The sequence below is a fragment of the Cupriavidus sp. SHE genome (assembly GCF_000812445.1).
Taxonomy (GTDB): domain Bacteria; phylum Pseudomonadota; class Gammaproteobacteria; order Burkholderiales; family Burkholderiaceae; genus Cupriavidus; species Cupriavidus metallidurans.
Genome location: NZ_JWMB01000023.1, coordinates 1 through 12,914 on the forward strand (window position 1 = coordinate 1; position 12,914 = coordinate 12,914).

A 12,914-nucleotide genomic window follows, 5' to 3' on the forward strand; every position below is an offset into this window, starting at 1 on the left:
TGATCACCTACGCTACAATCTCCTGACCGCGCAGTACCACCTTCCTTCCCTGATCACGTTCGCCGAAACCGCTGATCACCTTCACCGAAATCCGCAGCACAATCCGGTAGCCAAGCGGAAACGGCCGCACAAACCACCGCCTGATAGCACATGCTGCGCGAGACGCTGGAATACTGGCGGCATAGAGCCCCTCCTCCTGCAAGTGCCGACAATTGCCTACGCTCAGCTCTCTTGATCCGCGAAGCACGCGGGAGGTACGTAATGCGGTCTTTCGCTACCTCTCTTGTCCGCCAACTTCAGAAGTTCGAGCAATGGAGGCCAATAGGGAGAGCCGCGATATGTTGGAATGAACGCAATCCGGCCGCGTGCCGCAGGCTAGAGGTCTGGTGTCTCGCCATGGGTGTATGGCGGTACTTCTGCATCATCATTCGTGGCGGCCACTTGTTATCTCTCCACTTCGGTGCAAGAGTACACATTCACGATGTCTCTCCGTGGCTGCTTATCGCCGGAATGAAATGTAGGTGCGCCTGATTGCAGCGCATTTGTATCCTGGCGGTCACTGAATACCAAGGGTTGTCACCCTGCGAGTAGCGCGCATGAATGCTCGTCGACGACGCCGAACCCCCGCGGCCACCTTGCTGAGGTGCCTTGCAGTGCATGTACACGTTCGGGGACATGAAACATGAGTCAGCACGAGCAAACGATCAGGATCTTTGACCATCCCGGCGCCGGAGGACGCAAAGCCAGGGCAACGCCGAAAGGTCGAGCGATCGATCCAAAGGCGGCCCTCGACATTGCGCTATTGCTTGGCGAAAAGTCGCGGCGACGGGATCTGCTTATCGAGCATCTGCATCTGATTCAGGACACGTACAAGCAGATCTCGGCCGCTCACCTGGCGGCGTTGGCAGACGAGATGAAGCTGGCGTTCTCCGAGGTGTTCGAAACAGCCACCTTCTACGCGCACTTCGACGTCGTCAAGGAAGGTGACCCGGCGATTCCCCCACTGACTATTCGCGTTTGCGACTCGCTTACCTGCGCAATGTTTGGAGCGGAGAAGTTGCTGGCGGAACTGCTCGTCGCATCTGGACCCGGCATTCGCATCGTTCGCGCACCATGTGTCGGTCGATGCGACACGGCTCCCATGGCAGAAGTCGGCCACAATTTCGTCGATCACGCGAACGTTCATGACGTGATGGAAACCGCCAGACGCAATGACGCGCACGTCCGCTTGCCAACGTATGTTGAGTACAAGGAGTATGTATCAGCAGGCGGATACCAACTGCTGAGCCGGCTGCGTTCGGGTGCGCTTGCGACGGAAGACCTGTTGAAAGTGCTCGACGATTCGAGTTTGCGCGGCCTGGGCGGCGCGGGCTTTCCTGCCGGCCGGAAATGGCGTTCGGTTCTGAGCGTCCAGGGCCCGCGCCACATGGTGATCAACGGCGACGAGAGCGAACCCGGTACCTTCAAGGATCGCTACTACCTGGAACGTGATCCTCACCGTTTCATTGAGGGCACACTAATCGGTGCCCATGCTGTCGAGGCAACCGAGGTGTACATCTACATCCGGGACGAGTATCCGGCGGTGCGTGAAATCCTCGCGTGTGAAATCGACAAACTCCCACCCGGTGGTCCGGTGCTGCATCTTCGACGCGGTGCGGGCGCCTACGTCTGCGGTGAAGAATCATCGCTTCTGGAAAGCATTGAAGGCAGGCGGGGATATCCGCGCCACAAGCCCCCATACCCCTACCAGGTTGGCCTCTTTGGCCGCCCCACGCTTATCAACAACGTCGAGACCCTGTTCTGGATACGCGACATTGTTGAAAAAGGTGCCGACTGGTGGAAAGCCCACGGTCGCAATGAGCGCCATGGGCTGCGCAGCTATTCAGTATCCGGACGCGTGAAGAATCCCGGGGTCAAACTGGCCCCCGCCGGCCTCACCATTCGCGAACTGATCGATGAATGTTGCGGCGGCATGGCGGACGGGCACACCTTGCGGGCCTATCTTCCCGGCGGAGCCTCCGGCGGCATCCTGCCCTCATCCATGGACGATATTCCGCTCGATTTCGGCACGCTGGAGAAGTACGGATGCTTCATCGGCTCTGCGGCGGTAATCGTTCTCTCCGAGCACGACGACATCAAGCAAGCCGCGCTCAATCTCATGCGGTTCTTCAAAGACGAGAGCTGTGGCCAGTGCACCCCTTGCCGGGCAGGTACGCAGAAAGCGGCACTACTCATGTCCGAAGACGTCTGGAATCAGGAGTTACTGGGCGAACTGAGCCAGGCGATGCGGGACGCATCCATTTGTGGATTGGGGCAAGCGGCCTCGAATCCACTAACGAGCATCATCAATTATTTCCCTGAGTTGTTTCCGGCCCGGGAGCGCGCGCCATGAAGGCCATCCAGTTTGAGCTCGACGGGAAGATGGTTGAAGCGGCGCCCGGTGAAACGATCTGGCAGGTCGCCAATCGACTTGGCACTGAAATCCCGCATTTGTGTTACTCGCAGGAGCCTAATTATCGTGCGGACGGCAACTGTCGCGTCTGTATGGTCGAGATTGAGGGCGAGCGCGTTCTGGCTGCTTCCTGCATGCGTGCCCCCGCGGTTGGCATGAAAGTGAAGTCCGCAAGCACGCGTGCGGTGTCTGCCCGGAATATGGTGATGGAACTGCTGCTCGCCGATCAGCCTGCGCGCGTCACGTCGCACGATCCGGACTCGAAGTTGTGGCAATGGGCGGACAAGATGGGCGTTGGCACGAGCCGGTTTCCGGGATCGAAACGCTGGGAAGGCGATGCCAGTCACCCCGCCATGCGCGTCAATCTTGATGCTTGCATCCAATGCGGCTTGTGCGTACGCGGCTGCCGCGAAGTTCAGGCAAACGATGTCATCGGCATGGCTTACAGAAGTAGTGGAGCAAAGGTCGCTTTCGACTTCGACGACCCCATGGGCGAGTCCACCTGTGTCGCCTGTGGCGAATGCGTCCAGGCCTGCCCTACCGGTGCATTGATGCCCTCCGCCCTGCTGGACGAGCATCAGACGCGCGTCAATTACCCGGACAGGCACGTCGATTCCTTGTGCCCTTTCTGCGGCGTTGGCTGTCAGGTGACGTACCAGGTGAAGGGCAACAGGATCCTATATGCCGAAGGCAAGGACGGCCCGGCCAACCACAATCGGCTATGCGTGAAGGGCCGCTTCGGATTCGACTATATCCATCATCCACATCGGCTGACGACGCCGCTGATCCGCTTGCCGAACGCGAGAAAAGACTGGACCGATCAGGTCGACCCCGCCAACCCGCATACCCACTTCCGCGAAGCGACGTGGGACGAAGCGCTCGACGTTGCCGCGCGTGGCCTCGCCAATATTCGCGATACGCAAGGCGCCAAGGCACTGGCCGGTTTCGGATCGGCGAAAGGTTCCAACGAAGAGGCCTACCTGTTCCAGAAGCTGGTACGCACCGGCTTCGGATCAAACAACGTCGATCACTGCACGCGACTGTGTCATGCGTCGTCGGTCGCAGCGTTGATGGAAGGATTGAACTCCGGCGCAGTGTCTGCGCCGTTCGAAGCGGCGCTCGACGCGGAAGTCATTATCGTTATCGGCGCCAACCCAACGGTGAACCACCCGGTTGCGGCGACGTTCATCATCAACGCCGTACGACGGGGCGCCAAACTGATCGTCATTGACCCGAGACGGCAAAGCCTGTCGCGGCATGCACATATGCACCTGGCGTTCAAGCCGGGGAGCGATGTGGCGCTGCTTAATGCAATGCTTTACACGATCATCACGGAGGGCCTGACCGATGACCGGTACATTGCCGACCACACTGAAGGCTATGAAGAGCTGAAAGAACGGATGCTTGCGTTCTCGCCGGAGAAAATGGAACCGATTTGCGGCGTTCCGGCCGAGTCACTGCGAGAAGTGGCGCGGCTCTACGCCAGGGCGAAGGCTTCCATCATCTTCTGGGGAATGGGCATCAGCCAACACGTGCACGGCACGGACAATGCACGATGTCTGATCGCACTGGCGCTGGTCACTGGTCAGATTGGGCGACCGGGAACAGGGCTGCATCCGCTGCGGGGACAGAACAATGTTCAGGGCGCATCCGATGCGGGGCTGATCCCGCTGTTCCTGCCAGACTACCAGTCCGTTGGACGGGCGGATCTGCGAGCACCGTTCGAGCATGTCTGGCACCAGGAGATCGATCCCAAGCCAGGGTTGACCGTGGTGGAAATCATGGGCGCGATTCATGCGGGCACGATCACCGGAATGTACATCGAGGGAGAAAATCCGGCGATGTCAGATCCGGATCTGCAGCACGCACGGCAGGCCCTCGCAATGCTCCAGTTCCTTGTGGTGCAGGACCTGTTTGTGACCGAGACTGCGTTTCATGCAGACGTGATCCTGCCGGCCTCCGCGTTTGCCGAAAAGGTTGGCAGCTTTACCAGTACGGACCGCCGCGTTCAACTGGCGCGCCAGGTCCTCGAGCCGCCGGGCGATGCGCGCCAGGATCTCTGGATCATTCAGGAGATTGCGAAGCGCATGGGGTGCGAGTGGAAATATCGTGGACCTGCCGACGTATTCTCGGAAATGGCGCAGGTAATGCCCTCGTTGAAAAACATCACGTGGGAACGCCTTGAGCGCGAGGGTGCAGTGACGTACCCGGTAGAGGGACTGGCAGTGCCGGGAAACGACATCATTTTCACTGGCGGTTTCCCGACAGCTAACGGCCGGGCAAGAATCGTCCCAGCCCACATCCGGCCACCAGATGAAATCCCGGACGCCGAGTACCCCATGGTGCTATCCACAGGTCGCATTCTTGAGCATTGGCATACAGGTTCGATGACTCGCCGTTCGAACGTGCTCGATGGCATCGAGCCTGAAGCCGTCGCCCTGATCTCGCCAGATGATATGCGCCGCCTGAGACTGCAGCCTGGCGAGTTCGCCCGCCTGTGGACGCGCCGGGGCACCATCGAAGTCAAGGTTCGCGCCGACAGGGACGTACCGGAGAACATGATCTTCATGCCATTCTGCTATGCGGAAGCGGCCGCAAACCTGCTTACGAATCCGGCACTTGACCCCATTGGCAAGATTCCGGAGTTCAAGTTTTGTGCGGTCCGAGCTGAACGTGCCAATGCTACGTGAGCGAACCGCGAGCTTCTAGCGTTCTTGACGTTCGCTGACGGCTCGTGGATGAACTCATAAGCATACAAACACCCGCTGATGGGTCTAGGCCGCCTGTGCTGATTGCACGCGTCAGCCGACCCGTAGGGAATTGCAAATCTGCGGCAGTATGCCGTGTCGCTGCACTCGCACCGTCAGCCCATGCTGCGCTGCTGTCTATCACCATGTGGCAGGGAACCCATCAACCCCAGGCAAGGGTACCAGGGACGGCGGGATTTCTTGGGCAAGATGCTACGAGATCCACCGTCTTTAAAGTCACCGTGTCAAGATGACCTCGCCGGCCGAGCTTGTGCCACATCAAAGAGCTAGGTCGTACCGTTCTTATATTGGATGAAGCGGTCGACCACACCAAAGGAGCAAGCAATGAGAGCGGACACTGAGTTCAAGAAGCTCGTGAGCGACGAGTTAGAGTGGGAGCATCGTGTCAGCGCCCCAAGCATCGGCGTGGAAGTTAATCAGGGAATCGTCAGCTTGTCAGGAAACGTCGAGAAGTATGTGGAGAAGCTTGCGGCTGAAAGCCCCGCCGAACGCGTCAGCAGAGTAAAGTGCGTCGTTCCGAAGGTTTCAGAAACGAGAGTGGTGGAACAGGTCGAAGCCGCCTTGCGTCCGCGGGCCGAGCGGGAGGCCCATCGTATCTCCGTTGAGGCCCCGTCTGGCGTCGTAACTTGGCGGGTACAGTCACGCCGCGTTGCGGCAGGCGCCGCGTGGTCCGGCCTCGGGCGTCGGCAATGTCATCAGTAACGTTCGGGTCCGATAGGTCTGCCGCTGCCGACTGGATGCGCGCCTGCGCATACTTCTATTGGTTTGAGTCGTATTTGGGTGCGCCGGAATTCCCTACCTCAGACGGCCTACTGCCTATGGAACCCAAGTTGCGTCAACGCGCAACTGCACATCAGTTGCGCTGCAAGGCGCGCTGGCTGGGCAACGCAAAGGCCCTCGGCGGTACAGAGGAAGACTTCAACAGCGCATGCATTGCTGTTCGTGGCGCATGGTACGGTCGCGACGACATCTTCATGCGCATTCGCGGAATGGCCTGCTCGATTTCGGAGCCAAACGTCGCAACCGTGATTGATGAATCACGAAGATTGGACGAGGAGGACAATTATGATCCCCTCTTTTGAGCCGGCTTGCGGAATTTCGCAAACTGGGGTCGGCAAGAGTGGCTTCCTACCGACATCATCACTGATGACAGAATCATCGGTAGGCGCCCGCTTCCCAGCCTTGATGGTCTACCGTTCCCCCGCAAAAGTCAGGCGCACGATGACCTGATCTACCTAGGTGCGCGCTCGTGCCCGGAGACGCGGGGGCAAATCTACCAGCTACGAATGTCAAGCAAAACTGGCACTTGTCTCCTTTCCTAAATTCTGCACGGCCTGCCCTCACCGCTCATCCATCGATCACATCCTTGATCACGCGGGGCCGAATCACGGCGTCCTTTAGCTCCATCTCGGTGTCCGCCGAGCCCGGCCTAGCGGCTTTCTCGGCCGGTGCGTCGGTGGGCAACCCAACCTTTCCCGCAACCTCGTTGAAGTGCGATACATCCTCTGCGTGCTGGGCATGCCGGCGCGCCGCCATCTTGACGGTAGCCGCCCCCGCCGTCGGGGGACTACCAACGGCTGCCAAGATCCGTTTACTGGCCTCCTGTGCCGTCCGGCCAGCCATGACAGGTGGCTTTGGATCGCCCTTGATTTCGTACGCCCGTTTCTCGCTGTTGAAATCGAGGTTCAGGAATTCGATGATCTCCAGATCGACGTCCTCGCCATAGCATTCCCTGGCCTGTCCACGCGCAGGTATCACCACGACCTCCTCGCCACGCACCCACAACGCACAATTCCCATAGGGCGGAATCAGGATCGGCGCCACCGTTGGCGATTGTAGGTCATTCGGATGCTCCAGTTGCCATTGCTTGGCGTACTCGGCGAGCGCGGCGGCCGCCTCGCACCCACAGTCGTCTTCGCGATTGCCACCATAGACGACATTGTCCTTGCGTATCACGCCGCGACGCAGCTTGCAGTGATAGTGCTTCGGCAGTGTGGCCCACAGCAGCGAGGTCTCGCTCCTGGGCGCACGGGCGTTGCCTCGCCTCGCCTCCTGCATGGCGGTGTGAATACCAACCCGTGTATTCGGAACCCGCCGCACCTGCATGCCCAATGTCAAGCCCGACCGGTCCGACTTCCACGCGGCGTTGATCTGCGCGATGGCGTCCACGACCATGCGCTCACAGCCACGCAGGGTCGCTTCGATTCTGTCGGGCGCCTTTCCGTGCCGTCTTTCCGTGCGATTGGCGATGAGTCGCTCCGTCGTAATGACACCGGTCGGGAACATCGCCGTCTTCGCTTTCACTGCCGCTCGCGTCTGTTGAATCAACCAGGTGTTTTCAAGGTCAGTCTCCTCGTCACGCACCCGCCGCTTGACCAGTCCGCCGGCCTCCTCCACATCCCCCTTGTCCTCCGGGACCCTCGTTCTGCCCCACGTCAAATCAATGTCCAGTTCATCTGCAGTCATCCTGACGAACTGATGGCCGCGTCCGGGCCCGCGGTCGATGAACGCTCCGTCGCAATCGCCAGAGACAATGCCTTGCGGTGTCTCCTCAAAGCCAAGCTGGCGCAGCCTCGGCCCTTTATCGGTCAACGCGTTATAGAGGGCATAGCAGTAACACAGGCTACTCTCCGGCCGGACCGTCAGGAACCACCCCACGATGCAGTTGCTGCGACGTTCGACCACGAGAATGAGCGTGGGCGGCCCCACAACGATCCGTTTTCCGTCTGCCTCCACGACGATATCAATAAACTCGAGCACGGTTGCGTCCATGTCCCAGATCACGAGACGCCCGTTGCACAGATCCGTCGCGTTGCCCCCCGTCGGTGAATGCGTCGCGGGCGGGAAGATCTCCTCGCGAAGATCTTTCAGCATCGCGCGCTTGTGCCGGTTGAGGATGTCTGCGGAGGGCAGCCGGATGGCGGCGATGCGCGGTGGGTCAGCGTCGTCGAGATGCCCCGGCACGTGACTGAAGCGACTGCGCATGTCGGCATAAAATCGCTTGCATTGCCGCAGCCTGATCCAGGCTTTTCCCCATGTGTCAGACTCGACGCGCGCCACCACAATAGCGGCCATGACTCGCGCTCGCCAGAACTCGTTGAACCGGCCCAGCGTGCATTGATGCAGGATCTCGTAGGCCGATCGTCGGCCCGGGCGCTGCTTTAAGCGGTCGTTCCTGGGAATCAACTTGCTGGCCTTCCGCTGTCCCGTACGGGGTATGATCGCCAGGTCGTCCGCGCCCTGACGGAGCCACTGCACAACCAGTCGCTTGACCCGGGCTGGGCGCTGCCTGAAACGATCGCTCACGAAGGCCACGGTGGCGGTGAATAGCGCGGGCTCAAAGAATAAGGCATTGGTATCGGGGATGCCCATCCGCCGGCTCTCGGCCTGCCCGATCTCCAGCAGCGCCGCAATCATCGCGCGACGCGTTGCCCAACGTTCGACATCGGCTGGTGCCAGTTTTGCGGCATGGCGTCGCGTGCAGGCCACCTCCTCCGTCTCGGGAATCTCGACGAGCCTTCCGCAGGCCATTTCCCGCGCGATCTGGTCGACCGGAAACGCGACCAGCGGAAAGCTGTCGTCTCGTGTCGCACCCTTCGCATCCAGCGGGGAAAAGGCCAGTCGGCCGCGGCGCGCGTCAAACGCCACCAAGCGATAGCGTCTGTCTTCGCCATTGCCGTCTGTCCATTGCAGCAGCCGATTGAGTTCGATCGGGCAAAGGGGCGTTTTCATGATGACACCTCCACCCTGACCAAATGCAACGCCCGGTGGGGCGCCAGTTCGTAGCGCGGGTCGATGCGGACAAGGCCCAGCGCAAGACTCGCGGCAAGCAGCTCGTAGGCGGCATCGAGACAGCACGGCAGCGCCGTTGCGATCCGCTGAAGGGTCTCCTCCAAGGTGCGGTGGTTGCGCGCGTCACGCAACCTCGCGGCGAACTGCACTGCATGGGGCCGCAGGGTATTGAGGTCACTGCGATGCAGCCACTGATAGCAGGTCATGGCGTTCTTGATTTCGATATTGGGCAGATCTTGTGGATGGAAGTACTCGAGCGTGACGTCGGTGTCGCGTAGCAGCGCTCGCGCCCGCAGCCATTCGCGGCGGTGGTAGCACAGTCCGTGCAGGTGCACGTGACCAGGCTTCGTCTTGAGTTCCACGCTGAGCATGCGGTGCACGACCGCGTAATCGTCGGCATACACGATCGATTGGCGCCCCTCACGCTGCAACCTCGCCACGTCGATCAGGGGATAACTGCAGCGGATTTCGCACACATACGGGCACATCTTGAGATGGAAATCGGCGCGCCACTGCGACGCGCTCTGAAAATAGAAGTGCTGTCCGCCGCGCAGATCGACACTGAAGCCCTGCAGGCCAATACCGACACGCTTGCCCTTGGCAAACAGATCGTGCTGGTAGGCGCTGCCCGTCAGCACGCCGAAGCGGTCGCGTTCTGGCATCTCGAGAATGGGATCGCACACACAGTACGTGGCAAGGTTCTGGTAACGCAGCGCCGGCACGTCCTCCCCACTTGGCCCGTCGCCGGTCCGGTCCTTGGCGCACGACCCGTCCCGCTGGTCATCGCCTGCCATGGCCAGCTCGCGCGGGCGATTTCTGGGATGGCGTGGCGGCGCCCTTCCTGGCTCCACGCTCGGTATTGGCCTCGCGGATCCGTCTCGTAATCCAGATGAGCTTGCTCTCCAGCTGGGTGGGGGTCAATGCATCAATCTCGCTGGACGAGAGATCCAACGCACCGGTGGCCAGCGCGGGATGGTCGGTCAGCTTGATCAGCAGATGGCGACGCTTCCACGCCTCTCCGGATTCCGCCTCGGCCTCCAGGGCTGCGACGAGTTTCGGCAGACGCGCCCGTTGCGTCGTATAGGTGGCGTAGCGAACGACCCCTTCGAGCAGCAGTTTCATGGTGATGGGCGGTGCATGCAAATCCCGATGCAGGGCCGCCGCCTTGTCATGTACGTGCTGTGCGTAACGCGCGTCGGTGACTTCCCAGCGTGCCTGCCGGCGCTCCGTACTGGAGAAATTCGCCGTCAGCCACGGCGACGCGAACAGGGTCAGGTACGTCAGCTCGTCGCGCCATGCGAGCTCGAGATCCGAAAGCCGCAGATGCGGGGCGCGCGCCTTGAGCGCCAGCGCCATGGCCTGATCCAGCGCCAGCCGCTCTGCGTCCGGGGTCAGCGTCTGCTGCAAGGCGGCTGCGGGCAACTTGCCCGGGTCGCTCGCCGCGCCGGCGACCGGCAGCAGGGCGAGCGCCGCTCTCGCCGAACCGAAAAGGGTGCGCAGCGCCATGATGTTGACAAGCGGGCTGCCCGACAAGCCATGCCCATGGACCACGCGGGCGCGGCTCGTCTCCCCCGCCCCCCGCAAGTGCAGCCTGTTGCCGGCCCCCAGATCTGCGTCGGGCTCGCGGTGGCACGAGCAATGGCCCGGGGCGGTGTCACACGACGCCAAGCTGCGCCCGTGCTGACAAATCAGGCTTTGCAGCGCCGGGCCGTTGACCCGCATCGGGTCGGCGGCCAGGACGGCCTGGAGATCCTTGGCCACCTCTAGCCACTCCGACTCGCGGGCCGCCACATGTCGGTCTACGCGCAGAGACTTGCCACATAGACAGCGTGCAGACGGTGCAAGGGGCAGACGGCGCGCGCGGTCGGTCCGCGCGCAGTCGGGGCACAAGCGCTGGATCGGCTCCTGATGGATCAGGCACATCTCCCACCCCAACAGCATGCCTTGGCGCAGCCAGATGCCCATCCCCAGGGACTGGAGCTGTTCGCGCAGGCACGACCGGCAGACGCCCGGCTTGAGGATGAAGGCATGCAGACTGGCCCGCAATAGCTTGACCGCCTGGTGGTCAGGCCCCAGGAGGGCATCGCGCAACAACAATTGTCCGACGTGGGGCGCTTCGAACGCCATCGCCAGGGGCAGAAAGCTATGCTGATAGGCCAGTTGGAGGGGCGGCTTTGCCTGTGCCTGCAAGATCGCGGACACCGCTTCGAGTTCCGTGCCGAACAGCGGCGCATCGGTACAATGCGCCAGCGTCGCAATCTGCGCCCGTCCGACCTGGCTCGAGGCGAGCAGGATTTTGGCGGCACGCGCCGCAAACGCGCTGCATAGCTCCTCCGGCTGGATGGGCAGCAAGGTCCCGAGCAGATGCTTGCTCATGGCGATCTCCGCGGCGGGTGATCGGGCACGTCACGCACACCAGTGCAACCGGCGGCATCGAGCAGGCGACGGACCCCCGGCCATCGCGTCATCCGCGCCAACGCGTACTCGTCGATGCCCATCAGCCGGCAAATCGCGCGCCGGGTGCACCGCCGCCGCAGGCCCGCGCGCACCTCGGCTTGCAGATGCGCCAGCGCCTGGCGCAGCCGTGCCGCTACGGCACGGCCCTGGCCCTTGGGTCCGGGATCCACCGTGCGGCTCCGCCCGGCCGGCCAGGCCACGGGCCGCTGGGTGGCCAGCCACTGCGCGTCATGCGCGCGCAGCCACGCCAAGGCATTGGGCTCGTAGCGCTGCAGCTGATTCGTCGACATCCACGGATAGCGCCATTGCACGCTCAGCCAGGCCGCCCGTGCCCGCTGGCGCAACCGTTCGGCGAACCCCGCGTCGCACAGCCCGCGATAGCCCCGCTCCCGGACAATGCGGTGCACCGTGGCCTGGCTGGTCCGGATCAGCGTCGCAATCTCCGCGCAGGTGCAGCCCCGCCCCAGCAACGCGGGAATCTCCTCGCGCTCGTAGTGCCGGCGGCGGTCGACCGGACAGGGCCCCGGACCACTGGCCTGCTTGACCGCCCATCCCGCACGTGCGTGGCCCGGCGCACGCAGGCAGACCGGCGATCGGCCGGCCGCCATCGTCCCGGCCAGAAAGCCATCCAGGAGCACGATGTACAACGGGTGTAGGCGTCGCTCCTCATCGTCCAGCCAGGCGCATATCCTTGCGCACCGCGTGGGGAGTGTCGCCAAACGCGTCAAGGGCGGTGGCAGCGCCGCCTGCGCGACAAATGCCTCGAAGTCGCGGCGCAATGGCCTCGCATGGTAGCGACCGTCGGGTCGGCAGTAGCCGGCCTGCGCCATCCGGGCCCGAAAGACGCCACGGGCCTGCTTTGGGTCCATCTGGGCCACAACGAAGCTGGACCGGGCAAAGGCAATCTCGGACGCCGAGGCGTCACGTGGGCGGCGATCGAGAAACCCGGGGCCCATTTCGGTCGCCAAGTGTAACGCTGTCTCGTGCTGCCAGCACACGGTGACACCCGGTGCATAGTGCGGATAAAAATCGGCCTCGATCCCGAACGTGCGCCACGCTTCGCCGCTGCAGGTGCCGCAGAGTTTGCGGGCCACCAGACCGCCGGCAAACCACGCGGGCAACTGCCAGTGCCGCACCGGCCCGCCCCCATCCAGCACCCGACTGTTGAAGGCGTCCAGCTCCCGACGCGCCAGCCCGATCGCGCAGAAGGCGAACAAGGTCCGCGTGTCACGCAATTGCTCGCCGGATCCCACCAGCCCGGCATACAAGGCCGCCAGCAGGCGCAAGGGGCAGTCCACCGTGCCGAAGGCCAGCCGCGTCATGCCCTGCGTGCGGCCCACGCCGGCGGCCTGTGCCAGCGGCGCGCGCAGCGCCCGCGCCAGGCTACTGGCCGACTCGAACGCCGGGCGTGGGCCCAGGGGCACGAAGGTCTTCTGTGAGGCCAT

General features: G+C 62.5%; 9 protein-coding genes. 5 read left to right on the forward strand and 4 right to left on the reverse strand.

Features of this window, described 5'->3' with window-relative positions; translation table 11 throughout:
- The 5 genes from RN01_RS34605 to RN01_RS12890 form a co-directional block, all read left to right on the forward strand.
- A partial coding sequence (locus tag RN01_RS34605) for a hypothetical protein (protein ID WP_231582273.1) occupies positions 1 to 235 on the forward strand: 235 nt, incomplete at its 5' end.
- 447 nt (positions 236 to 682) lie between these two features.
- Positions 683 to 2,392 carry an NADH-ubiquinone oxidoreductase-F iron-sulfur binding region domain-containing protein gene (locus RN01_RS12875; RefSeq protein ID WP_017514748.1) on the forward strand — a complete coding sequence of 570 codons (1,710 nt, stop codon included), beginning with the start codon at positions 683 to 685 and terminating at the stop codon, positions 2,390 to 2,392.
- The gene (gene fdhF / locus RN01_RS12880; protein ID WP_024570577.1) at positions 2,389 to 5,142 is read left to right on the forward strand and encodes a formate dehydrogenase subunit alpha; all 2,754 of its coding nucleotides are present in this window, start codon (positions 2,389 to 2,391) and stop codon (positions 5,140 to 5,142) included. The genes RN01_RS12875 and fdhF overlap by 4 nt, the downstream gene beginning before the upstream one ends.
- Positions 5,143 to 5,544: 402 nt before the next feature.
- Complete coding sequence (locus tag RN01_RS12885; protein WP_024570576.1) at positions 5,545 to 5,922, forward strand: BON domain-containing protein; 378 nt, start codon at positions 5,545 to 5,547, stop codon at positions 5,920 to 5,922.
- A gap of 116 nt (positions 5,923 to 6,038) precedes the next feature.
- A complete protein-coding gene (locus RN01_RS12890) occupies positions 6,039 to 6,302 on the forward strand; it encodes a hypothetical protein (protein ID WP_017514360.1) in 264 nt (87 codons plus the stop codon).
- A 265-nt stretch (positions 6,303 to 6,567) separates the two neighbouring features.
- On the opposite strand, the gene RN01_RS12895 is transcribed toward RN01_RS12890, so the two are convergent.
- Genes RN01_RS12895 through RN01_RS12910 form a run of 4 tightly spaced genes read right to left on the reverse strand, consistent with a single transcriptional unit; the run spans position 6,568 to position 12,914 of the window.
- Positions 6,568 to 8,952, reverse strand: a complete 2,385-nt coding sequence (locus RN01_RS12895) for a hypothetical protein (protein WP_017514359.1) — start codon at positions 8,950 to 8,952, stop codon at positions 6,568 to 6,570.
- Positions 8,949 to 9,734, reverse strand: coding sequence for a hypothetical protein (locus RN01_RS12900; RefSeq protein ID WP_133258063.1), 786 nt, complete (start codon positions 9,732 to 9,734; stop codon positions 8,949 to 8,951). Before RN01_RS12900 ends, RN01_RS12895 begins: the two co-directional genes overlap by 4 nt.
- 58 nt (positions 9,735 to 9,792) lie before the next feature.
- Positions 9,793 to 11,388 (reverse strand): hypothetical protein, encoded by a 1,596-nt coding sequence (locus tag RN01_RS12905; RefSeq protein WP_017511013.1) that lies wholly within the window; start codon positions 11,386 to 11,388, stop codon positions 9,793 to 9,795.
- Complete coding sequence (locus RN01_RS12910) at positions 11,385 to 12,914, reverse strand: helix-turn-helix domain containing protein (RefSeq protein ID WP_035836051.1); 1,530 nt, start codon at positions 12,912 to 12,914, stop codon at positions 11,385 to 11,387. Before RN01_RS12910 ends, RN01_RS12905 begins: the two co-directional genes overlap by 4 nt.